This is a genomic window from Opacimonas viscosa (genome assembly GCF_024199005.1).
In the GTDB taxonomy this organism is placed as follows: Bacteria; Pseudomonadota; Gammaproteobacteria; order Enterobacterales; family Alteromonadaceae; genus Opacimonas; species Opacimonas viscosa.
Genome location: NZ_JANATA010000004.1, coordinates 45,158 through 68,379 on the forward strand (window position 1 = coordinate 45,158; position 23,222 = coordinate 68,379).

At 40.8% G+C, this 23,222-nt stretch carries 20 protein-coding genes; 14 read left to right on the forward strand and 6 right to left on the reverse strand.

Annotated features, from left to right (window positions below; genetic code table 11):
* Window positions 1–81: 81 nt before the first annotated feature.
* The 11 genes from NLF92_RS03655 (at window position 82) to purF (ending at window position 13,112) form a co-directional block, all read left to right on the forward strand.
* Window positions 82–834 (forward strand): class II aldolase/adducin family protein, encoded by a 753-nt coding sequence (locus tag NLF92_RS03655; RefSeq protein ID WP_254099001.1) that lies wholly within the window; start codon window positions 82–84, stop codon window positions 832–834.
* A gap of 51 nt (window positions 835–885) precedes the next feature.
* A complete protein-coding gene (locus NLF92_RS03660; RefSeq protein ID WP_254099003.1) occupies window positions 886–1,827 on the forward strand; it encodes an alpha/beta fold hydrolase in 942 nt (313 codons plus the stop codon).
* Window positions 1,828–1,848: 21 nt separating this feature from the next.
* Window positions 1,849–3,030, forward strand: coding sequence for a 4-phosphoerythronate dehydrogenase (locus NLF92_RS03665; protein WP_254099005.1), 1,182 nt, complete (start codon window positions 1,849–1,851; stop codon window positions 3,028–3,030).
* 21 nt (window positions 3,031–3,051) lie between these two features.
* The gene (locus tag NLF92_RS03670) at window positions 3,052–4,068 is read left to right on the forward strand and encodes an aspartate-semialdehyde dehydrogenase (RefSeq protein WP_254099011.1); all 1,017 of its coding nucleotides are present in this window, start codon (window positions 3,052–3,054) and stop codon (window positions 4,066–4,068) included.
* 139 nt (window positions 4,069–4,207) lie between these two features.
* Window positions 4,208–7,186, forward strand: a complete 2,979-nt coding sequence (locus NLF92_RS03675) for a FimV/HubP family polar landmark protein (protein WP_254099013.1) — start codon at window positions 4,208–4,210, stop codon at window positions 7,184–7,186.
* Window positions 7,186–7,989, forward strand: a complete 804-nt coding sequence (gene truA / locus NLF92_RS03680) for a tRNA pseudouridine(38-40) synthase TruA (RefSeq protein WP_254099015.1) — start codon at window positions 7,186–7,188, stop codon at window positions 7,987–7,989. Before NLF92_RS03675 ends, truA begins: the two co-directional genes overlap by 1 nt.
* Window positions 7,990–8,113: 124 nt before the next feature.
* Window positions 8,114–9,025, forward strand: a complete 912-nt coding sequence (accD, locus tag NLF92_RS03685) for an acetyl-CoA carboxylase, carboxyltransferase subunit beta (protein WP_254099017.1) — start codon at window positions 8,114–8,116, stop codon at window positions 9,023–9,025.
* Entirely contained in the window at window positions 9,025–10,335 is a 1,311-nt protein-coding gene (gene folC / locus NLF92_RS03690) for a bifunctional tetrahydrofolate synthase/dihydrofolate synthase (protein WP_254099019.1), read from the forward strand. Before accD ends, folC begins: the two co-directional genes overlap by 1 nt.
* 20 nt (window positions 10,336–10,355) lie before the next feature.
* Window positions 10,356–10,979 carry an SPOR domain-containing protein gene (locus tag NLF92_RS03695; protein WP_254099021.1) on the forward strand — a complete coding sequence of 208 codons (624 nt, stop codon included), beginning with the start codon at window positions 10,356–10,358 and terminating at the stop codon, window positions 10,977–10,979.
* A gap of 103 nt (window positions 10,980–11,082) precedes the next feature.
* Entirely contained in the window at window positions 11,083–11,577 is a 495-nt protein-coding gene (locus tag NLF92_RS03700) for a CvpA family protein (protein ID WP_254099023.1), read from the forward strand.
* Window positions 11,578–11,588: 11 nt separating this feature from the next.
* Window positions 11,589–13,112, forward strand: coding sequence for an amidophosphoribosyltransferase (gene purF / locus NLF92_RS03705; RefSeq protein ID WP_254099025.1), 1,524 nt, complete (start codon window positions 11,589–11,591; stop codon window positions 13,110–13,112).
* Window positions 13,113–13,213: 101 nt separating this feature from the next.
* Here purF and NLF92_RS03710 read toward each other — a convergent pair whose 3' ends face one another.
* Window positions 13,214–13,813 carry a Yip1 family protein gene (locus tag NLF92_RS03710; RefSeq protein ID WP_254099027.1) on the reverse strand — a complete coding sequence of 200 codons (600 nt, stop codon included), beginning with the start codon at window positions 13,811–13,813 and terminating at the stop codon, window positions 13,214–13,216.
* A gap of 256 nt (window positions 13,814–14,069) precedes the next feature.
* Between NLF92_RS03710 and miaE the strand changes: the two genes are divergently transcribed.
* Complete coding sequence (gene miaE / locus NLF92_RS03715; protein ID WP_254099029.1) at window positions 14,070–14,843, forward strand: tRNA isopentenyl-2-thiomethyl-A-37 hydroxylase MiaE; 774 nt, start codon at window positions 14,070–14,072, stop codon at window positions 14,841–14,843.
* Here the strand turns inward: miaE and lpxH are convergent.
* Both lpxH and NLF92_RS03725 read right to left on the reverse strand, forming a co-directional pair.
* On the reverse strand, window positions 14,833–15,558 hold the full coding sequence (lpxH, locus tag NLF92_RS03720) for a UDP-2,3-diacylglucosamine diphosphatase (protein WP_254099031.1): 726 nt from the start codon (window positions 15,556–15,558) through the stop codon (window positions 14,833–14,835). The two genes, miaE and lpxH, sit on opposite strands and share 11 nt — an antisense overlap.
* Before the next feature lie 12 nt (window positions 15,559–15,570).
* Entirely contained in the window at window positions 15,571–16,071 is a 501-nt protein-coding gene (locus tag NLF92_RS03725) for a peptidylprolyl isomerase (protein ID WP_254099033.1), read from the reverse strand.
* Window positions 16,072–16,238: 167 nt separating this feature from the next.
* On the opposite strand from NLF92_RS03725, the gene cysS reads away from it, so the two are divergent.
* Window positions 16,239–17,618, forward strand: a complete 1,380-nt coding sequence (cysS, locus tag NLF92_RS03730; RefSeq protein ID WP_254099035.1) for a cysteine--tRNA ligase — start codon at window positions 16,239–16,241, stop codon at window positions 17,616–17,618.
* Between the two features lie 57 nt (window positions 17,619–17,675).
* On the opposite strand, the gene NLF92_RS03735 is transcribed toward cysS, so the two are convergent.
* Window positions 17,676–19,334, reverse strand: a complete 1,659-nt coding sequence (locus NLF92_RS03735; RefSeq protein ID WP_254099037.1) for a LysM peptidoglycan-binding domain-containing protein — start codon at window positions 19,332–19,334, stop codon at window positions 17,676–17,678.
* 60 nt (window positions 19,335–19,394) lie between these two features.
* Window positions 19,395–20,186 carry a hydroxyacylglutathione hydrolase gene (gloB, locus tag NLF92_RS03740; RefSeq protein WP_254099039.1) on the reverse strand — a complete coding sequence of 264 codons (792 nt, stop codon included), beginning with the start codon at window positions 20,184–20,186 and terminating at the stop codon, window positions 19,395–19,397.
* Window positions 20,187–20,363: 177 nt separating this feature from the next.
* Between gloB and NLF92_RS03745 the strand changes: the two genes are divergently transcribed.
* On the forward strand, window positions 20,364–21,089 hold the full coding sequence (locus NLF92_RS03745) for a methyltransferase domain-containing protein (protein WP_254099041.1): 726 nt from the start codon (window positions 20,364–20,366) through the stop codon (window positions 21,087–21,089).
* Between the two features lie 3 nt (window positions 21,090–21,092).
* Here NLF92_RS03745 and metG read toward each other — a convergent pair whose 3' ends face one another.
* The gene (metG, locus tag NLF92_RS03750; protein ID WP_254099049.1) at window positions 21,093–23,141 is read right to left on the reverse strand and encodes a methionine--tRNA ligase; all 2,049 of its coding nucleotides are present in this window, start codon (window positions 23,139–23,141) and stop codon (window positions 21,093–21,095) included.
* Window positions 23,142–23,222 lie beyond the last annotated feature (81 nt).

The window sequence follows — 23,222 nt, forward strand, 5'->3', positions numbered from 1 at the left end:
ATACATTTATATTTTTAAAATATCTTTCTGACATAAAATGAATTAACGTATTATTAACAAAACAACTGACAGGATGTATTTATGCAAAGTGTAAAAGATAAAGTGAGTCAAGAAGAGTGGGAACTGAGAGTGAATTTGGCCGCATGTTATCGCATTGTGGCTCATTATGGCTGGGATGATTTGGTATTTACTCATATTTCTGCACGTGTCCCTGGTCCTGAACATCACTTTTTAATCAATCCTTATGGCATGATGTTCGAGGAAGTAACGGCTTCGTCTTTGGTCAAAGTCGATTTAGATGGGCAAAAGGTGATGGATAGTGAGTACGAAATTAATCCAGCTGGGTTTACAATTCATTCAGCGATTCATGCTGCCCGTGACAATGCTCAGTGTGTTTTGCATTTACATACGAATGAAGGGGTCGCTGTCGCTACTTTAGCAGAGGGGTTACAGCCTTATTCTCAACAATCTACACTGCCGTTGAGTAATTTGTCCTACCATGACTACGAGGGCGTGGCCTTACGTGAGGACGAAAAAGCACGTTTAGTTGCTGATATCGGCAACACCGAGTTTTTAATTTTACGGAATCACGGTTTGTTAACGACGGGTAAAAGTGTACCAGATGCATTTTTAAATATGTACTTCTTGCAACGCTCCTGTGAAATTCAGTTATTAGCTCAAGCAACTGGCAAAGATCTGATTGAAGTTCCTGCCGAGATTATTGCTACGGTACAAGAAATCGGTGCTAAAGCGACGAATAATGCATTTGGTGGCATCGCATGGCCGGGAATATTACGCAAGCTTGACCGCGATTATCCTGGGTTTAGAGCGTAGGGTAGCAAAACATAGATATTCCCTTTATCTGTATCATCCAAATGGTCATGTATGTTCAAAAATTTACTCGGTTATCAACAAACAGCACAGTATTTTTCATACTCTGGCTATAACATCGCTTACTGGCAGGTGTCGACGCCCAGTCCTACCGGTGTGCGTGTTGAGCCTCATTTACTTTCGCCTAGTGCTGAACCAATAGTGTTTCTGCATGGGTTTCCTAGTGCGAGTTTGGATTGGTCCAAAGTGTGGAATTTGCTCTCAAACTCGCAAAATAATGATGGGTATGGGGATTTTCATGCCATTGATTTTCTGGGTTTCGGTTTGTCTGATAAACCTCATCCTCACCGATATACGTTGCAGGAACAAGCCGATATTATCGTGACATATTTGCACCGGCAAGGTATTAGGCAATGTCATATAGTCGCTCATGATTACGGAGTCTCAGTAGCCCAGGAGTTACTTGCAAGGCAAACTCTAGAGCACAATGATAATTTTTCGATCACATCTATGATGTTTCTAAATGGGGGATTATTTGCGGAATTACATCGTCCTATTTTGACGCAAAAATTACTGCATAGTTCACTTGGCCCTTGGTTAGCGAAATGCATGTCAAAACGAAGTCTCACTAAAGGTTTCAACAAGATTTTTGGACAAAGTACTCCACCGGAAACGTTGGTATTGGATGAATTATGGGCCTTATTAAAACATGCAGAAGGCACTCGAGTTATCCCGAGTTTGCTAGGGTATTTAGATGAACGCAAACAATACCGAAACCGTTGGGTAAGGGCTATGCAATCAACGCCGGTGCCGCTGGGGTTCATTAACGGTGTTCAAGATCCTATATCCGGGCAGCATATGCTTGATGCCTTCACCAAATTACTGCCATCCGCCTACACCAAAGCTTTAGATGTAGGGCATTATCCTCAACTTGAAGATCCAAATAGCGTATACTTGGCTTTAAAAGAGTTTTGGCGAATGTCAGATACACAATAATAGAGTTTTGAGTACGCTTTTATGCACATATTTTACGATGATAATATGCCTTTTGCGAAAGAGGTTTTTAGTACATTAGGTACAGCCCAAGAATTCAACCATGCTGAAATTCCTCATTTAGATGTTTCTGGGGTGGATGCGCTGATGATTCGTTCGACGACCAAAGTGGATGAGCATTTAGTAGAGCGTCTGACCCAATGTAAGTATGTAGCTACGGCCACCGCCGGTTACAACCATTTAGATCTTGAGGCCTTAGCCAAGACCAACAAAGGCGTTTACCATGCAGCGGGTTGTAATGCACAAGCAGTTTCCGAATATGCGCTAAGTGCGGTTTTATATGCCTTGTTGGAGACTAACAAAATCCGTCTTCAAGACCCGATAACTGTTTTGCAAAATCTTTCAGTCGGAATTGTTGGGGTAGGGCAGGTTGGTAGTCGGGTAGCGCAAAAATTTACTGCTTTGGGCTGCGAAATACATTTGTATGATCCTCCTCGAGCAAAAGCTGAAAATAATGCTGCATTGAATGATTTTTCGGCTATTTTAGATTGTGATATTATTTGCTTGCATGCCCCGTTAGTGAAAACAGGTGAGACCCCAACAGAGCATTTATTTGATGCTAATGTTCTGGCCCAACTTAAACCTGAACAAATTTTGCTAAACGCTGGTCGTGGCGAGGTCATTGATAATCAAGCATTGTTAGCTTTGTATGAGTCTCAAGCAATGCCAACCCTCATTCTGGATGTTTGGGAAAATGAACCCAACATTCTTAGCGCATTAATACCACATTGCTTAATTGCGACGCCACATATTGCAGGCCACAGTCTAGAAGGTAAAACTCGGGGTACTTTCATGTTGTATGCCTGGCTTGCCGAGCAAGTAGGTCAGCCCGCGACACTCGCTATGTCTGATTTTTTACCTAAATGTCACAAAGCTTACGCTTGTCATGATGATGTGCTCAGCGTTGAGTCGCTTACTACATTAGTCTGGGCGGTATATGATATAGCAATTGATAATAGAGAATTTGTGACTGAAATGGCACAATCTCCCTGCTTTGCCGAATTACGTAAAGCATACCGAAATCCTAAGTTTTCTTCGACAGCAATGGTACGACGTGAGTTTTCAGTGCTTGAAGTCACTTGCAGTAGCCTTGTTACCCAAGATATACTTGGTGCACTTGGGTTTGTCACAACTCGTTTAATCTAATTTATAGGATCTTAGATCATCATGTCTCAATCTTTTAATGTAGCCGTTTTAGGCGCAACTGGCCTAGTAGGCCAAACTATGATGGATTTATTAGCGGAACGTAATTTCCCTATTAACCAGTTATTCCCATTAGCATCAGCGCGTTCAGCAGGCGGTACAATTACTTTTAAAGGGAAAGAGATTGAAGTATTGGATGCCGATAAATTTGACTGGTCACAAGTTGAATTAGGCTTTTTTTCTGCTGGTGGTAGCGTATCCGAAAAGTTTGCACCGATTGCTGCTGAGGCAGGTTGTGTTGTTATCGACAACACTTCTCATTTCCGTTATGAGCCTGATATTCCTTTGGTGGTCCCAGAGGTAAATGGCAGTGCATTAGCTGATTTCCGTAACCGCAATATTATTGCCAATCCAAACTGTTCTACCATTCAGATGATGGTTGCATTAAAGCCTATTCATGATGCTGTGGGGATTGAGCGAATCAATGTTTGTACTTACCAATCAGTATCAGGTGCTGGTAAATCAGCGATGGAAGGTTTAGCAACACAAACAGCTGATCTATTGAATGCCCGTGAAGTGAAAAATGAAGATTTTGCACGTCAAATCGCATTTAATGTTATTCCACAAATTGATGTCTTTACCGACAATGATTACACCAAAGAAGAGATGAAAATGGTGTGGGAAACGCGCAAAATTTTAGGTGATGATACCATTTTAGTAAACCCTACAGCGGTTCGTGTACCAGTGTTCTATGGTCATGGGGAAGCCATTCATATTGAGACTCGTACTCCGATTGATGCTGAAGATGTAAAGAATTTACTTGCCGAAGCTCCAGGCGTTAAGTTGTATGCCGCGCAAGAAGAATTCCCTACGCAAGTATGTAGTGCAAGTGGTAATGATTTAACGCATGTGGGTCGAGTTCGCAATGATATTTCACATCCAAATGGTATCAATATGTGGGTTGTATCAGATAATATTCGTAAGGGTGCGGCAACAAATAGTGTGCAGATTGCCGAGCTTTTAATTAAAGAATATTTATAAAATTAAAGAAATTAGTGAAAAGCCCTGATATATCAATTATATCGGGGCTTTTTTTATGCGGAATAAAAGCATAGAATACTCTGCAAATATTTCATAAAGAAAAACCTAAAAGCATGGCAAAAATGCTAGGAATCTATCCATGACATTGTTGAAAATAGCACTGGTTGCTGTATTGGTTATTGGTTACGCAGTACCTGCTAAAGCAGCGGGTGACTTTTCGACGGTACAAATCCGCGGTGCGAAATCTGCTGACATTTCTAATGTGGTTTTTGGTCCTGTTCAACAAGAGGATACCTTGTGGAAAATTGCCAAAGATTATCGTAATTCACCTGATTATGATGGTCCAAAACCACCCTCACTTTACCCAGTCATGTATGCTATCTATTTGAAAAACTCACAAGCATTTATTGACAATAATGTGAACCATTTGCGTAATGATGTCATGCTAGAGATGCCTTCCAGTAGTTTCATCAACAGCTTAGATTTAGCTGAATCAGAACGCAAGATTGAGAGTGACGAATCAAAATGGGGTTATCAAGATAGTACGAAGATAAAAACAGTTACCAGGGATACTCAAAGTACAGCACAAAATGTGTCTGACGAGCAAATCTCACCTCCAACAAATACCGCACTAAAAGACGCTGATAAGCCTGTCAATACCCCCACAACTCAAGCAGTCTCAGATGTCATTAATCAAACTGAAAATGTTGCTAGTCAACAACAAATCATTAATGAAATCAGAGCGCAATATGCGGTTTCTTTAGAAACGATACAAATACTTTTGGCGGAAAATAAAAAGCTAGCCTCTCAAGTTAATGATGTCGCACAACGTGTCAACACTTTAGCCGCCCAAGTTAACGGTGACGTACAAAATCAATTAGAGGAACAAGCTGAACTGCAAGCGCATTTGTTTGCGTTGTTAGATAACGGCGCAGCAGACGAACCTGAAGTAGAGACTTCGCCTTGGGTAGAAGATGTAAAGGCATTGATGTCAGAGCCTTTGGTTGTTATAGGTGCGGTCTCTCTTACGGTACTGGTATCTTTAATTATATTTGGTTTGTGGTTATTTAGACGCAAACAACCAGAAGATGTACTGGATAATGATGAGCTGAGTCGTGTAGATGATACAGAAGAACTAGATGACGTCAGTGAATCCTTGTTAGAAGAAATCGTTGAGAATGAAGCGACCGAACCTTCGGCAACTGAAATAGACTTAAATGCGTTAATAGATGATATTCCAGAGCCTACAGAAGCACCAACCACAGTTGAAGAGCCAGAAGAAGAATTTGCTGGGGATCTTGATGGTCTCATAGTACCTGAGAGTACCGATGCTCAAATAAATGAAGATGAACTTCGAGCGCAGATTGAAGATATTGATTTTACACCAGGTGATGGGGAACTAGACCAATCAGAGTTGGATGCTCTGTTTGCTGATAGTGGTTTAGATGATTCCAATATTTTTGATGAAAGCCCTGAAGACAGCACTCAAGAGAGTCAAAAAGACAGCGTAAATGACAGCCCAGAGGTATCTGAAGTCATCGACGAGACCGATATTGATAATTTGTTGGATGAAGCTCAGGCTGAGTCTGCCGCAGTCGACGAGGACGATATTGATGGATTGTTGGATGAAACTCAGCCTGAGTCTGCCGTAGTCGATGAGGATGATATTGATGGATTGTTGGATGAAGCTCAGGCTGAGTCTGCCGTAGTCGATGAGGATGATATTGATAGTTTGTTGGATGAAGCTCAGGCTGAGTCTGCCGCAGTCGATGAGGATGATATTGATAGTCTGCTGGATGAAGCTCAGGCTGAGTCTGCCGTAGTCGACGAGGACGATATTGATAGTTTGTTGGATGAAGCTCAGGCTGAGTCAGAACTAGAGGCAAATGAAGCGCTCAGTGAGTTAGAGCAACGCCCTGAGATGAATGAGTCCGCAATACCTGAAAATTTAGATATTGACGAGTATAAGCCCCTAGACGATGAAGCAATTACTACGCTTGATCAAGAGATTGAAACGCAAAGCCAAAATATAGATAAAGACGTTGATAATTTGCTCAATGAACTTGAACAGATTGAGATGATGGAAAGTATGCTCGGTACGGATACACCTGATGAGGATACATTGGATGATGATGCTGAGCTGAGATCTGGTCAGGCACTTGACGATAACGATGCGTTGGCAGACGAACTGTTAGCAGAACTAGGCGCGACTGACGAAGATACACTGGCCACCCCTGTGTTAGATGCAAATGATGCACTGGCCGATGAACTGCTTGATGAACTGACTGTGACTGATGAAATGGATCACTTAGACGATCCAGTCATCAGTGATGATGACGATGATTTTCTGACTGAGTTAAACCTGGATGAAGTATTAGAAGAGCCCAGCAATACCAGTGTTCAAGAGGCATTGACTGATGAGTTGTTGGATGAGCTACTAGGAGAACCCTTAGGGGAGACTCCTAGCACTGAACATGTTGATTCTGGAGATGCTGAGTCCCCAGAGGTTGAACAGTCTGCGGCTATAGTGGATGACGTACCTGAGTTAGATGATTTGGATGCTTGGCTCACTGAAGACTCTGACAAACAAGTTTTGGATGAGATTGAAAATGTGGATTTTGATGATTTACTAGATTCTTTGGACAAGGATTTAGAGTCTGCAGATGAAAGCAATGAAATTACAGATTTAAGTGATGATATTTTAGGGGATTTATCTTTTGATTCATTTGCTGAAAATAGTTTTGATGAGTCAGGAAAACAGTCCACTGAAGATTCTAACAAGGCGTCTGTCGTGGATACTGACATCACTGAAAGTGTTGATGCTGAGATCCCTGAATACTTGGATGTGGATGCTTTGCTTCAAGAATCTACCGAACTTGAGGTAGGAGAACCAGACCTCGATGTTTTGAAGAATATCCCAGGTATTCCAGATGCAGTACCAAGCTCAGAAATATTACAAGATGATGTATTTGCTTCTAATTTGGACCTCGCTCGCGCATACATTGAAATTGATGAATACAATGAAGCAAAGGCTTTGCTAGAAGGGGTTGTCACAGAGGGAAGTGACGAACAAGTCGTAGAAGCGAAAGCGCTAATTGAACAGTTGAAAAATTTATAATGTCAGAAAATAAAAAAAAATATGCGCTATGCGTGGAGTATTTTGGTGCGCAATTTTATGGTTGGCAAAGACAGGCAAATGTCCCCAGTATTCAAGAATCCCTAGAATTAGCCCTATCTAAAATTGCTAATGAACCTGTCAGTGTCCAATGTAGCGGACGGACTGATTCGGGGGTGCATGCAACATACCAAATTGTGCATTTTTCGACTCATGCAGAACGAGATGAAAAAGCCTGGGTATTAGGTATTAACAGCAATCTACCTGATCCAATCGCGATTAAATGGGTTAAACCTGTTGATGACAACTTTCATGCTCGCTTTACTGCTACCGCGCGTCGTTATCGTTATGTGATTTACAACGATCGCACGCGTCCTGGCATTTTAAATAAAGGGGTCACGCAAATATACAAGCCACTAGATGCGGATCTTATGGATCGAGCCGCACAATGCTTAGTCGGTGAGCATGATTTTTCAGCATTTCGCGCTGCGCACTGTCAATCCAATACACCATGGCGCAACATCCATCATGTGCATGTGATTCGACAGGGTAAATACATTGTGATGGATATCAAAGCAAATGCATTCTTGCACCATATGGTACGCAATATCATTGGTTCTTTAGCGGTTATTGGAGCAGGTGAGGAACCAGTGACTTGGATGCAAACGTTATTAGATAGCAAGGACCGAACATTAGCGGCTGCAACGGCCAAACCTGATGGTTTGTATTTTGTCGATGTTGATTTTCCTGCACAATATGGGTTCCCACCATCCGAGTTAGGCCCTATATTTTTAAACTTGGATTAAAAACTAAGCATAAAGACTTCTTAGACCAGTTATGATTTCGATATTTGGCTATTTTATGGTTAAATAAGACGGATATTAATAGTCCACGACTATTACCTAAATTTTGTACAGGATAAACCATTCCATGAGCTGGATAGAAAAGATTCTTCCCCGAACACAGTCATCAGAAAAAAGTAATGTACCAGAAGGTATTTGGACGAAATGCACCAAGTGTGATGCTGTTCTGTATCGTAGTGAACTAGAAAAACTACAAGAAGTTTGCCCAAAATGTGACCATCATATGCGGATTACTGCTCGTTCACGTATTAACCACTTTTTAGATGCTGATGGTCGGGTTGAGCTAGCGAAAGATTTAGAACCACAAGATATCTTAAAATTTAAAGATTCAAAAAAATATAAAGACCGCATAACTGCAGCACAAAAAGCAACGAATGAAAAAGATGCGCTGATTGTTGTTCAAGGTAAGTTAAAGGGCAAGCCAGTAGTCGTTGCTTCCTTTGAGTTTGCATTCTTAGGTGGCTCTATGGCCTCCGTCGTAGGTGCTAAATTTGTGGCTGCCGTTAACGCTTGTTTAGCAAATAATTGCCCATTAGTATGTTTTTCGACTAGTGGTGGTGCACGTATGCAAGAGGCGTTAATGTCATTAATGCAAATGGCCAAAACGAGTGCAGCGCTAGCCAAGATGAGTGCTCAAGGTTTACCATATATATCTGTGTTGACTGATCCAACTATGGGCGGAGTATCGGCTTCATTAGCCATGCTAGGTGACATAAATGTCGCTGAGCCAAAAGCATTGATCGGTTTTGCAGGTCCTCGAGTTATTGAACAAACAGTGCGTGAAACTTTGCCAGAAGGATTCCAACGTAGTGAGTTCTTGTTGGAGAAGGGCGCGATTGATATGATCGTAGACCGTCGCGACATGCGGGATACCTTGTATAGCGTGCTTAGTAAACTTCATAAAGATACGCATGCTGAAACTGCTGTTGTATCTGCAAACCCTGAAGCAGATGCTAATGACACATCTGAATCACAATAATGAGCATTCAACCAAGTAAAGACTGGTCTTTATCTCAATGGTTGAAGCATCTTGAGTCTATCCATCCCAGTGAAATTGATATGGGATTGGATAGAGTCAGAGAAGTCTATCAGCGTCTTAACTTGTCTTGGTCAAAACAGACAGTGATAACTGTTGCTGGGACAAATGGCAAAGGCACCACATGTGCTATGCTGGAACAGGCCTGTATATTACAAAACAAAAGTGTTGGCGTGTACTCCTCACCACACATATCCATATACAATGAACGCGTGCGGATAAATCAAACTTTGCTGAATGATTACAAGCATTGTCAGGCATTTATGGCGGTTGAGAAAGCACGCGGCGATATTTCCTTAACGTATTTTGAATTTGGCACCCTAGCGGCATTAGTGCTATTGAACAAACCTTCCATTGAAATTGTTTTATTGGAAGTTGGTCTAGGGGGACGTCTAGATGCAACCAATATTGTTGATCCTGATATTGCCGTTATTACTAGTATTGGTTTAGATCATCAAGCATTTTTAGGCAACACTCGAGAAGCCATTGCCCGAGAAAAAGCGGGTATTATTAGGGCGAATAAACCGGTTATTATTGGTGAAATCGATCCACCAGCATCGTTGCAAACCATACCGCTCGAACTGAATGCTGAGGTATCTTGGGCAGGCAAAGATTTTATCTATTCTGTGCAAGATGATAGCTGGCATTACAGCTCAAAGGGTTTAGATGTCACCACATCACTTCCTTCTATTCCTTTACCAAATGCTGCAACAGCACTGGCTGTAATAGAAGCATTGCAATGGAAAACCAACTCTGCATTTATTCAAACACTGATTGAAAAAACGAAGTTACATGGGCGTTTACAAAAGATTATTCCAGATTTTTTGAATACGCATAATGTCCCTTTTTTGTTAGATGTTGCGCATAATCCCCAAGCAGCTCAATACCTGGCAAAGCATTTACAGATACTTGGATTTCAGGACACAAATGACGCCAAGATACCAAAGTTACACGCAATATTTGGTGCATTCAAAGACAAAGATATCAAAGGGGTATTGGAACCACTAGCACCACTTCTACATAGTTTACATTGCGTGACTTTAGAAGGAGAGCGGGCGGCTGATAAGGCTGACTTAGCAGCAACTGCACAATCTTTAACAAAGACTCTTGATATTTACACTGCTGAATCAATTGATGCTGCCTATAAAGCGATTCTAAAAACTGCACATTCAGAAGATTTAGTGTTAGTATTTGGTTCGTTTTTCACAGTAGAAGCGCTCCTGGCGTTTCTCAAAGTCAATGCTAAACACTAGGTCTATAGCAGGGAATTAACATGGCACCAGCGATAAAAAATCGATTAGTCGGGACCATCATTATCTTCGCACTAGCAGTCATTTTTTTACCCGACATGCTAGATGGGCAGAAGCAAACTCGACGAGATATCATCGTCAATATCCCAGCTTCCCCTGAGCCTATTATTTTACAAGAGCCACAGAGTTATTCCCTGCAAGAGGAAAAACTCAAGACTAGCAAACCTATTACTCTTGAAAATGATGTTGTGGCGAATGATGTAAACCCAAGCGACGATAGTTTTGTACCTAACGCTAGCACGTCATCGGGTAACGATGTTATTGCTCAGACCGATGACGTGAAAACTAACCCGCAAAGCACCTTAGAACAACAGACATTTATTCAACAACCGAATGATGAGGAAGCAACGGGCTGGGTCATCCAATTAGGCAGTTTTAAACACCAAAAAAATGTCAGAGAGCTGATGGATAAAGTCGAAAAAGCAGGTTACCGAGTCTTTTCTCAACCTGTTGAAACCAGTGTTGGTAAGCTTAATAAAGTGTTTGTTGGCCCTGATTTAGATAAATCTAAACTCGAAAAGTCTTTATCGCATCTGCAAGAGGTTACCGGTTTGACCGGAAGAGTAACTCCTTTTACAGTTAAATAGCTCAAAATAGTCAGTGTGTTCTCAGAATGCATCTGCTAAAATGCGCGAAAATTTGCTACAACTTGCGTTGTAGTTTATCTCCTATCTTTACCAAGCAGGATTTATGAATTGGGTTGATTTCACTATATTGGGTATCATCGCATTTTCCGCACTTGTTAGTCTGGTGCGTGGATTCGTTAAAGAAGCCGTTTCTTTAATTATTTGGTTCTCTGCTTTCTTCATTGCTAGTAAGTTTTATCCGACCGTTGCACTATTTTTAACACAAATCAAAGATGATATGTTTCGCAATGGTACCGCAATTGCAATTTTGTTTGTTATGACCATGATTATGGGGGCCGTATTAAATTATGTGCTCGGTCAGTTGGTCAAAGCAACAGGTTTATCAGGGACTGATAGAGTTTTAGGGATGGTGTTTGGTGCACTACGTGGGGTACTTATCGTATCTGCTTTGTTGTTTTTTGTTGATACTTTTACAACGTTTAACAAGAAAGAGTGGTGGGATGCATCTATACTCATTTCTGAATTTGATTTTATTATCCAATGGTTTTTCGAATACCTAGAGTCTAACTCAAGTTTCCTAAAACCTAACAACACTTAGTAGGTATAAACATGTGTGGTATTGTCGGTATTGTTGGTAAGGCACCCGTCGCTCAAGAACTTTATGATGCTTTAACTGTACTTCAACACCGCGGCCAGGATGCTGCCGGGATCATGACCATAGAAAATGGTAATTTTCATTTAAGAAAGGCCAACGGTCTGGTACGTGATGTTTTTCATACACGTCATATGAAAAATTTAAGTGGTAATAGTGGTATCGGCCACTGTCGTTATCCTACTGCAGGCTCCTCCAGTTCAGCAGAAGCCCAACCCTTTTACGTTAATTCACCATATGGTATAGCGTTTGCTCATAACGGCAATCTTACCAATACTCACGAGTTGGCAGAACAAGTTTTTGCAACAGCACGTAGGCATATTAATACCACTTCTGACTCTGAAGTTTTACTGAATATTTTTGCGCATGAGTTAAATGCATGTAAAGGAATGTCAGTTACGCCAGAAGAGATCTTTACTGCAATTTCTAATGTGAATAACAAAATACGCGGTGCTTACGCTGTAGTTGCTACGATAATTGGCAATGGTATGGTTGCTTTCCGTGATCCTAATGGTATTCGTCCGCTAGCTCTTGGTAAGCGTGAGACGGAATTTGGTACAGAGTATATGGTCGCATCAGAAAGTGTTGCGATTGACGCAGTGGGCTACGAATTTGTTCGTGATGTCGAGCCAGGTGAAGCAATCTATGTCAGTGAAGTCGGTGAGCTATTTAGCCAACAATGCTCTGACTCACCCCAGCACAACCCTTGCGTCTTTGAATTTGTTTACTTTGCTCGTCCAGATTCTTTTATTGATGGTATATCCGTATATGCATCACGGGTTAACATGGGGCGAAAATTAGGTGAGAAAATCGCACGTGACTGGGCTGACAAAGATATTGATGTCGTTATTCCTATTCCTGAAACCTCAATGGATGTTGCCTTAGAAATTGCTAACACGCTAAATCTACCTTATAGACAAGGTTTTGTGAAAAACCGTTATATAGGGCGTACGTTTATTATGCCGGGTCAGACTATGCGTAAAAAGTCAGTGCGTCGTAAATTAAATGCGATCAAGTCAGAGTTTAAAGGTAAAAATGTATTGTTAGTGGATGACTCTATTGTGCGTGGCACGACATCTGAGCAAATAATAGAGATGGCGCGTGAGTCTGGCGCAAATAAAGTGTATTTTGCTTCTGCTGCACCTGAAATACGTTTTCCGAATGTATATGGTATTGATATGCCATCGGCGAATGAATTAATTGCCTATGGTCGTGATATTGATCAGATCAATACCATGATCCAAGCGGACGGCCTTATTTTCCAAGATATTGATGATTTGGTAATGGCTGTAAAAGAAGAAAATCCGGCAGTAAATGGTTTTGAAACCTCAGTATTTACAGGACAATATATCACTGGAGATATCGATCAAAACTATCTAGAACGGATTGATTCGGCACGTTCAGAGGGTGCTAAAAACTCCCCTAAGTTTCAAGGTGAATTGAGCAATTTAGATTTTCATAATATGCCAGATAATTCATAATGGATTTATCCATATCATAAAAAAAACGGACCATTTGGTCCGTTTTTTCATGTAAGGATAAAAGCTAGGAAAATAACTCCTAGCGTAGAGCGGGACTAACTTTAAGAGGTGTAAACAACCCCAGCACCAGAGCTTAGTAAGATGATGGATACTGCCATTAAAACAGAGAGTAATACTAGACCACATGTAACGACAGAACTGGCATATATAAACCCTTTTTCTTCAGGAATGTGCATCAGAATTGGGGTGCCTGAATACAATAAATATACCGAATACGCTAAACCAACTAAACCGACCATACATATGACCCAGAGCTCAGGGTATAAGCACGCAAAGCCAACCATAAATAAAGGGGTTGCAGTGTACGCTGCTAATTCCAAAGATTGTGTCATGGTAGGCTCAGCATCAAACACTTCTGCTAAATCGTGGATCATGATAGCTAATGCAAGCACACCAAAAAATAACCCGAAGTACATACCCACGGACATAAACATTGCACTTTCATGGGTGAGTTTTATGGTATCACCAACACCTATACTCCAACCTATCTGAGCACTGGCAAAATAAGAACAGATAGCAGGTATCAAGGCAATAATAGCGATATGACTCAGTGGGTAAACATAGTTTTCATGTTTTTTGTCAATTTCTTGCCATTCTGCTTTAGGGCTGGCATAAAGACCCCAGATATGATTTAAAAGCATAGACGTGCTCCTGTCCATTTTTCGTAACATTCAGTCGCTTAACATGGTGCCATTTAACATTAAGTTGCGTAATATTAGGTTGCGTAATATTAAAGCGTAACGATAAGGTTAAAAAATTAACACCCTATTAACAATATGGTGTGTAAACACCAAAAAGTCAAATGAAAACATCAATTCTCTGACAAATTTTTCATCAATCTCACATGCTGATATAATTAGTTCCGAATATTCTTAATCAAACAAGGTTTAATTAGCAATGCAGCAAACTGTAGCCCCAGATTTATTAGCACCAATTCATGCTTTTTTAGGTTGTGAGACCCCAGAGGCATGGATTGAGCAGGCTGTGCTACCTGAAAATTTAGATGTGGTGTTATTGGACCATTTAGTTTGTGAATTAAAAGCTGCACAAAGTGCAATGTATTTAATCAGAAAATATGCAGTAGATGAGGTCAGTGGCCAAGCTTTACTTGCTTGGTTAAAACCTTTCGAAGATTTTACCTATCGAATGCAAGGTGACTGGCAATCTTTAGCTACAAAAAATACCTTAACAAAATCGATGTTACCGAAGTCAGAAACTTCCTATGGCCAAGATTTGATTAATAAGATGGTATTGTTGATTAAAGAAGAGTTACATCATTTCTATCAAGTGTTAGAAATGCTTGATCATTATGGTATTGCTTATAAAAATGTGGGTTCTAGCCGTTATGCACGTGCTTTATTGACTCATGTACGTACTTTTGAGCCAGCAGCACTCATTGACAAGTTGATATGTGGTGCATTTATTGAGGCACGTTCTTGTGAACGTTTTGCCAAACTTGCTCCTCGTGTTGATTCGGTTTTAGGCGATTTTTATGTTTCTTTACTGCGTTCAGAGGCACGTCATTTCCAAGATTATTTAACGTTGGCTGAGACGATTGCCGGTACTGATATTAGTGCTCGAGTGGCATTTTTTAGAGAGCAAGAACGAACCGCTATTGAATCTGAAGATGAGGATTTTAAATTTCATTCAGGCTGGCCCATTAGTGCTTAAGGGTCAGTAACTCCGTTTTAGATGCACTGACTTGCAAAACACTACCTTGGCTATACCAATCACCCAACACTATCCGTGTCGCATCTTTGTCGTTTACTTTGTGGATATGAATATCTGGTCTATGAGTATGCCCATGGATCATTCTCAGTACTTGGTGTTTTTGGAATACGGTTACCACTTCTTCAGGCGTGACATCCATAATATCCATTGATAATTTCGTCTTATTATCTTTTGACACTTTTCTTCCCTTGTTCGCTATATTCTTACGGACTTGTAAGGGAAGGGCGAGCATCAGTCTAGGCCACCACCAAGAACGGGCTTTTTTACGGAATTTCATGTAGGCAATATCACGGGTACACAACTCATCGCCATGCAAGATAACAGTCGGTGTTCCGTATACATCAATCACTGTCTGTTCGTTTAGTATTTGCATGCCAGCGCGTTTCGCAAAACCAGATTTCAATGCAAAATCACGATTACCATGAATAAAATAAACGGGAATGTTTTGTGCAACAGAATGAATAATTTTAGCGATGTGAGTGGTGAAGGGGTTAATATCATCATCACCTACCCATACTTCAAATAAGTCACCTAAAATATATAGTGCATCTGCCTTTGGAGCATCATTAACCATGAACTCAGCAAAACATTGAGTAATATCATCTCTGTCTGCACTAAGATGCAGATCAGAGATGAAATAAGTAAATGCAGTCACTAATAAAAAGGCTTATTCAGCAACGTCAACACTTTCTATAATGACAGATTCTACGGGTACGTCTTGGTGATAGCCGTTGTTACCAGTAGTGACAGCTTCGATAGCTTCAACCACTTCGATACCCGCCGTAACTTCACCAAAGACACAATAACCCCAACCATTTACCGTCTCACTAGTGTGATTAAGGAAATCATTATTGTTAGCGTTAATAAAGAATTGACCTGTAGCTGAGTGTGGATCTTGGGTACGTGCCATAGCAATCGTCCCTTTGTTATTCGCTAGACCATTATTGGCTTCATTTTCAATCGGTGCACGTGTTTCTTTTTGTTCCATATCTGGGGTGAAACCACCACCTTGAACCATAAAGCCTTTAATGACACGGTGAAAAATAGTACCGTTATAAAAACCATCTTTGGCATAGCTCAAAAAATTAGCAACTGTCTGTGGTGCTTTGTCAGCGTTTAACGTGATGGTAATTGCGCCGTGATTAGTATGTAAAGTCACTGAAGACATAGAGTTTCCTTTGATAAAATAAGGTTCAAAAAATAAGTTGAGAAGTGTACCGAATAATCCGGTTCAAACCAAGTTATACCCATTATTTTGTCAGGATATTCGGTGTACATTACTTTGCGCAATGGTAAACTAGACACTTCTTAAATTATCTTGGATCTATGCCCGTTATGTTACATATATTTAATACCTTAACACGTGAAAAATCTCCTTTTGTTCCTTTAGAAGAAAAAAAGGTTGGTTTGTATGTGTGTGGGATTACAGTATATGACCTGTCTCATATGGGCCATGCACGTACCTATTTAAGTTTTGATGTCATGGTACGCTACTTCCGCCATCTTGGTTATGCTGTGAATTACGTGCGTAATATTACCGACGTCGATGATAAAATTATCAAGCGTGCTCAAGAAAACAATGAAACTATGGCTGAGTTAACCGAACGTACTATCACTATGATGCATGAAGATTTTGCAGCATTGAACCTACTCCCGCCAGATATTGAACCGCGAGTCACTACACATATGGACGAGATCATCGACGTGATCCAGCGTCTAATTGATAAGGAACATGCATATGTAGCTCCAAGTGGTGATGTGCTATTTGCTGTATCAACATTTGCTGATTACGGTAAATTAAGCAAACAAGACTTAGAACAACTCCAAGCTGGGGCTCGGGTTGAGGTTGCACAAGATAAAAATGACCCTATGGACTTTGTTTTGTGGAAAATGGCTAAATCGGGTGAGCCAGGATGGTCGTCACCATGGGGTGAAGGTCGCCCAGGTTGGCATATTGAATGCTCTGCAATGAATCACAAGCACCTTGGAGCGCACTTTGATATTCACGGTGGGGGCTCAGATTTGACTTTTCCTCATCACGAAAATGAAGTTGCCCAGTCTTGCTGTGCCTTTGATACGCCTTATGTAAATACTTGGGTGCATACTGGAATGGTGCAAGTCAATGATGAAAAGATGTCTAAATCTTTAGGGAATTTCTTTACGTTGCGTGATGTTTTACAAGAACATCATCCAGAAACACTACGCTTCTTTTTAATGTCTGCCCACTATCGCAGTCAGTTAAGTTACTCCCAAGACAACATAGACCAAGCTCAATCAGCTTTGGAACGCCTGTACACTGCATTACGTGGGGTTGATGTTGACCCGTCTACGCCGTTGGATTACGCCGGTTATTTGACCCGTTTTGAAACGGCGATGAATGATGACTTTAATACTCCAATTGCTTTTTCTGTATTGTTTGACTGCGCAAAAGCACTGAATAAAGTGAAAGACAGTAATCCTGCAGAAGCGAGTAAACTAGCTGCCGTTTTGGTGGGTTTGGGAGGTATCTTAGGTTGCTTACAAAGTCAGCCTGACGAATTTTTACAAGCTGACGATGGTTTAGATGCTGCATATATTGAAGCATTAATCGAAAAACGAAATGCTGCGCGAGCTGCCAAAGACTGGGCCACTGCAGATGCGACTAGAGATGAGTTCGCAGCGTTAGGTATTATCGTTGAGGACAGTGCTGCTGGGACTACGTGGCGTAAGGCTTAGCGATTTAAATAAATAGCGTTACTAACAGCTAAAGTCCCAAGGTGAAAGATTTTAATGTTAGCCTTGGGCCTTGGTGACATCTACAGCAAGTTTAAGTTTTTGTCCTGGTTGTAGGTATTTCTGACCTGCAATCTGGTTCCATCTGATGATATCTTTAATTTTCACACCAAATTTTTGTCCAATCCGAGCAAGTGAATCCCCTGAACGAACAGTATAAGTGATGTTGCGGACAATCCCTGAGTTTTTATCTTTGGGTAAACGGATCACCAGAACTTGACCTGGACGAATAAAATCTTTGGGTGCGATGCCATTCCAACGGGCTATCGCTTTACTACTGACTTTATATTTCTTTGCTAAGTCCCATAATGTATCACCGTTCTCGACTTTGTGTTTTATGCTTATAGATTTGCTGGGACGACTCTGTAATTTCGCCAGGCGTTGGGTTTGGCTAAGCTTGTATTCATCTAATGATTTTAATGCCACAGGAACTAACAGATACTGACCTTGATAAATTGTATTTGAGCCTAATTCGTTAATACTTTTGATGACGTCAATTGAGGTAGTGTAGTTTTGTGCGATTAAACCTAAGTTTTCTCCAGAGCGTACTTTATGGCGTACCCAGTTGATACGTTTTTCTGGCGCTGTAGCGGCTAACTGTTGGGTAAATTCTTGACTTTTGTGCAGTGGGATAACTAAACGATGGGGCCCATTTGGCGCTGTTGCCCAACGGTTATATCCGGGATTTAACGCATGTAATTCAGTTAAGGTCAAACCGGAAAATTCAGCAGCTAAGGCTAGATCAATTTGTGAGCCAACATCTATAATATCAATAACTGGTTCGTTAGGTATTTCTGGCCAAGCAAAAGCATGACTATCCGTGTTTTTTAATATTTCGACCAAGGCTAGTAATTTGGGAACATAGCTACGTGTTTCTTTGGGCAGTGACAAAGACCAAAAATCAGTTGGTTTGCCAGCTTTACGGTTTTTCCGAATGGCCCGTCCTACACGCCCTTCACCAGAATTATAAGCTGCTAGTGCATGGTACCAATTCCCATCAAAATATTTGTGCAGGTACGTTAAGTAATCTAATGCCCCTTGGGTGGACGCAATTACATCACGGCGACCGTCATACCACCAGTTTTGTTCCATCCCATAGCGTTTTCCAGTACTCGGTATAAATTGCCACATTCCGGCAGCACGCCCATGTGAATATGCAAAGGGATCAAATGAACTTTCAACTATGGGTAACAACGCTAATTCGAGTGGGAGCTCTCGTTGCTCTAATTCTTTTACAATGTAATATAAAAATGGACCAGCGCGCTTGGCTACGCGTTGCATGTACTGAGGGTGCTTTAAATACCAATCTTTTTTACTTTGTAGGCGAGGGTGCTGGGATATGGGCAATGTCATATTGGCAGCTAAATACCCCCAAAGATCTGCATAAGCTACCGGTTCAAGCTCTTTTGTTAAAGTTTGCTCAGTTCCAGAAGATTCAGCGGTCAACACAATCGTAGATAATGAGTCGGTGATGTCTTCTGCAGGATGCATCAACTCAGGGATATCATCTTGTTTTTCTAGGCTAGATGTGGTTTTTTCAGAAGAGTCTGTAAGCTGTTGCCAGCTTGTTTTGTAGTATTGCACATCCGTTAAATCATCTAATGTAGCATTACATGCACTTAAGAAGGTAATACTCAAAAATACTAAAAGGATACGCATAGGGAAACCAATTGAAAAATTAAACCATAACATTCTACAAAAATTAGGCTAGGTTTGATATCAGAAATTATCCTTAGCCTTGCGTAAAATAGTAAAAAGTTCAATGCGGTCCAAGTCTTTCTGACCAGATTGTTTCTCACAAAAAGCAATCACTTCTGGTGAGTCTAAACGCATAAATGGATTAACCTTCTTCTGTTCAGATATATTTGTGGGTAATGTTGGGAAGTTATTACTACGTTGACGTAAAGCCCAAGCCTTAAACTGTTTAAGCGTTTCATTATTAGGCTCTACAGTCAGTGCGAATTCAATATTTGCTAATGTGTACTCGTGAGTACAATAAATGAGTGTATTATCAGGGTAATTAAAAAAGGTATCTATGGAACGTAGCATTTGTTCATAAGTACCTTCGAAAACCCTACCGCACCCTGCAGAAAATAACACATCTCCAGAGAAAATAACGCCATGACCTTCATACATAATATGATCAAGTGTGTGACCTGGAAGCTCCTTGACGTTAAATATCATTTCAATTTCGTTTAGGAATACTTTATGATTTTCGACTACTTTTTGTGTAATGTGCGGGATGCTACTATCTTTTGGGCCAAACACACTTGTATATGGGTATTGTTGAACGAGTTTGTTAATTCCACCAGTATGATCTGGGTGGTGGTGCGTCACTAAGATGGTTTCAAGTCTTAACTTATTTTCTTTAAGAAAATCGAACACCACATCAGCATCACCTGGATCAACCACAACACAGCTAGTATGGTTATGTAAAATCCAAATGTAATTGTCAGAGAACGCGGGTAAAGGCGTTATTACTAATTTATTCTTGGTCGTGGTTGCATCCATTTTTTATGATTTGAATTGTTTTTATGCGACATATTTTTTAGTATTTTAGTTTATATAGTATGATTTCGGAAGTTTATTTTCAATTTACGAAAGATATTTACTAAGATGTTAATCTAAAGGCTTGTTAGGTGAACTTTAGTCTATAGGTAAAACTAATATTTATAAGATTATTAATCTATGTTGCTCATTAATCAGGCATTTACTACAAAAACCATCATCGAACCAAAGGCATGGTCAGACATTGGCAATGGTCAGTTTATTCAAGTACAAACTGAGCAACTGCTAAATATGCATTGTCGGCAAATTTTTGGCGATTATGTGTTACATGTCGGTCACTTAAGCTCTCCAGTCTGTTTAACTCAAAATCATATAAAATGTACTTTATATGCTTTACCTGACAAACCTAAACAAGAAAATGCAAATCACAATCAAGGGGTATTCTTATCCGATAAGTGTCATCTATCGATAACAGAGTCGAGTATTGACATGGTGACTTTGTTCCATGGTTTAGACTTTGCTAATGACCCACATCTTCTGCTCAGAGAAGCTGAAAGAGTATTACGCAGTGATGGCTATTTGGTATTAACCGGGTTTAATCCCTTTAGTCAGGCGGGACTGTTAAGGTTTTCGCCTTTTTATCAACAACACTTGATGAAACAAGCTCGCTTTTTTTCATTAGCAAGGGTAACAGAGTGGTTAGCCGTTTTAGGATTTGTAGTGAGGACCGTCGATCATATCAATACACCGAAAATATTGGGTCAGTCATTTTCTGCTTTTGCTGATGCTTATTTTGTGGTGGCACAAAAACAAGAAATCCCCTTATCTGTATCTCGACTAAAATTCGCAAAATTGAAACCTCGCCTAAATCCGGTTTCCGCATCTTGGCGAGGTGATGTGAGGTAGGCGTTATTTGACGCGCATACCGGGTTGTGCACCTTCGTTTGGTTCGAGAATATATAATTCATCGCCACCTGGACCTGCTGCTAGTACCATCCCCTCAGACATGCCAAAACGCATTTTACGTGGCGCTAAATTAGCGACCATTACTGTGAGCTTACCCGTTAATTGCTCTGGCGAGTAAGCTGATTTTATCCCCGCAAATACCTGCTTGGTACTCGTACCAATATCCAGCTGTAAACGCAACAATTTGTCAGCACCTTCAACATGCTCAGCACTCACAATCTTGGCTATACGCAAATCGACTTTAGCAAACTCCTCAAATGAGATTGTCTCAGCTATCGGATCATCACTGGCTGGTTTGCTTGATGACTTTTTAGGTTTTGCTGGTGTGGTTGTAGCTTTTGGTGCTAAATTTTCTTTTGATGCCTCGACCATTTTTTCGACTTTATCCGTATCTACACGCTGTAGCATGGCTTTAAATTTATTAATCTCATGGCCAGTCAGTGTCGTTTGTGCGCTATCCCAAGTAAACTCGTCATTTAAGAATGTTTGTGCTGACTTAGTTAATTCAGGTAGCACGGGTGATAAATAAACGGCTAGCACTCGGAACATATGGATACCCATTGAGCATACATCATGAGTCAACGTTTGTTTGTCAGCATCTTTAATCGTAACCCATGGTGCCTGTGTATCAATATATTGGTTTGCCTTATCTGCTAAAGCCATGATTTCACGAATCGCATGATGGTATTGTCTGGCTTCAAAGTGTTGTGCAATACTCTCACTTGCTCCAGTGAATTCTGCCAAGAGTGCTGCATCTAAAACATTGTCCGAAAGCTTCCCGGCAAACTTTTTAGTAATGAAGCCAGCACAACGGCTCGCAATATTCACCACTTTACCCACCAAGTCTGAATTCACTTTTTGCGTAAAGTCAGCAAAATTCAGATCGATATCTGTCACGGAATCACTCAATTTTGAAGCAAAATAATAACGTAGATACTCTGGGTTTAGGTGTTCTAGGTAAGTACGGGCTTTAATAAATGTCCCTTTTGATTTAGACATTTTGGCGCCGTTTACGGTAACAAAACCATGAATATTTACGCCTGTTGGTTTTCTATATCCAGCACCTTCCAGCATAGCTGGCCAGAAGAGACAATGGAAATAAGTGATGTCTTTACCGATAAAGTGATACAACTCAGCATCGGAATCGACTTGCCAAAAACTGTCAAAATCCACATCGTTTTTATCACAGTAGTTTTTGAAACTGGCCATATAACCGACCGGCGCATCCACCCAAACATAAAAATACTTGCCAGGTGCACCAGGAATTTCGATCCCAAAGTAAGGTGCATCTCGAGAAATGTCCCACTGTTGCAATCCTTGTTCGAACCACTCTTGTAATTTGTTTGCCATTTCGTTTTGAATAGCACCAGACGTGATCCAGTTTTGTAACATGTCTTCAAACTTTGGTAAATCAAAGAAAAAATGCTCGGAGTCTTTGAGTATCGGAGTCGCTCCAGATACTACTGAGCGAGGGTTGTTGACTTCCGTGGGTGAATAAGTGGCGCCACAGACGTCACAACTATCACCATTTTGGTCTACAGCACCACATTTAGGACAGTCTCCTTTCACAAAACGATCGGGTAAAAACATGTTTTTTTCTGGATCGTATAACTGATTAATCGTTTTTTTGCTGATATAACCGGCCGCATTTAAACGGTTATACATATCCTGTGACAGCGCTTCATTCTCTGGTGAATGAGTCGAGTAATAATTGTCATACTCCACGCCAAAACCCAACAAATCCTCATGGTGCTCTTGGCGTGTAGCTTCCACCATATCCTCTGGATTTAGCCCTAGTTCTTGGGCTTTTAGCATAATGGGGGTACCGTGTGCATCATCCGCACAGACACTATAACACTCATGACCACGTAAGCGCTGGAAACGCGTCCAGATATCCGTCTGGATATGTTCAAGTAAATGACCTAAATGGATGGAACCATTGGCATATGGTAAAGCGCTGGTAACTAACATTTTACGAGGAGTATGAGCCATAGTGTTCTTTCTGCATGTGTGGTTAAAATTTCGGTCGAGAATAGTAGCGTAAAGCAAGAGTTTTTGCACGAAATAACACGC

Coding starts and splice junctions, on each gene's coding strand:
- NLF92_RS03655 (WP_254099001.1), top strand. CDS start 82: ATGCAAAGTGTAAAAGATAAAGTGAGTCAAGAAGAGTGGGAACTGAGA.
- NLF92_RS03660 (WP_254099003.1), top strand. CDS start 886: ATGTTCAAAAATTTACTCGGTTATCAACAAACAGCACAGTATTTTTCA.
- NLF92_RS03665 (WP_254099005.1), top strand. CDS start 1,849: ATGCACATATTTTACGATGATAATATGCCTTTTGCGAAAGAGGTTTTT.
- NLF92_RS03670 (WP_254099011.1), top strand. CDS start 3,052: ATGTCTCAATCTTTTAATGTAGCCGTTTTAGGCGCAACTGGCCTAGTA.
- NLF92_RS03675 (WP_254099013.1), top strand. CDS start 4,208: ATGACATTGTTGAAAATAGCACTGGTTGCTGTATTGGTTATTGGTTAC.
- truA (WP_254099015.1), top strand. CDS start 7,186: ATGTCAGAAAATAAAAAAAAATATGCGCTATGCGTGGAGTATTTTGGT.
- accD (WP_254099017.1), top strand. CDS start 8,114: ATGAGCTGGATAGAAAAGATTCTTCCCCGAACACAGTCATCAGAAAAA.
- folC (WP_254099019.1), top strand. CDS start 9,025: ATGAGCATTCAACCAAGTAAAGACTGGTCTTTATCTCAATGGTTGAAG.
- NLF92_RS03695 (WP_254099021.1), top strand. CDS start 10,356: ATGGCACCAGCGATAAAAAATCGATTAGTCGGGACCATCATTATCTTC.
- NLF92_RS03700 (WP_254099023.1), top strand. CDS start 11,083: ATGAATTGGGTTGATTTCACTATATTGGGTATCATCGCATTTTCCGCA.
- purF (WP_254099025.1), top strand. CDS start 11,589: ATGTGTGGTATTGTCGGTATTGTTGGTAAGGCACCCGTCGCTCAAGAA.
- NLF92_RS03710 (WP_254099027.1), bottom strand. CDS start 13,813: ATGCTTTTAAATCATATCTGGGGTCTTTATGCCAGCCCTAAAGCAGAA.
- miaE (WP_254099029.1), top strand. CDS start 14,070: ATGCAGCAAACTGTAGCCCCAGATTTATTAGCACCAATTCATGCTTTT.
- NLF92_RS03725 (WP_254099033.1), bottom strand. CDS start 16,071: ATGTCTTCAGTGACTTTACATACTAATCACGGCGCAATTACCATCACG.
- cysS (WP_254099035.1), top strand. CDS start 16,239: ATGTTACATATATTTAATACCTTAACACGTGAAAAATCTCCTTTTGTT.
- NLF92_RS03735 (WP_254099037.1), bottom strand. CDS start 19,334: ATGCGTATCCTTTTAGTATTTTTGAGTATTACCTTCTTAAGTGCATGT.
- gloB (WP_254099039.1), bottom strand. CDS start 20,186: ATGGATGCAACCACGACCAAGAATAAATTAGTAATAACGCCTTTACCC.
- NLF92_RS03745 (WP_254099041.1), top strand. CDS start 20,364: ATGTTGCTCATTAATCAGGCATTTACTACAAAAACCATCATCGAACCA.
- metG (WP_254099049.1), bottom strand. CDS start 23,141: ATGGCTCATACTCCTCGTAAAATGTTAGTTACCAGCGCTTTACCATAT.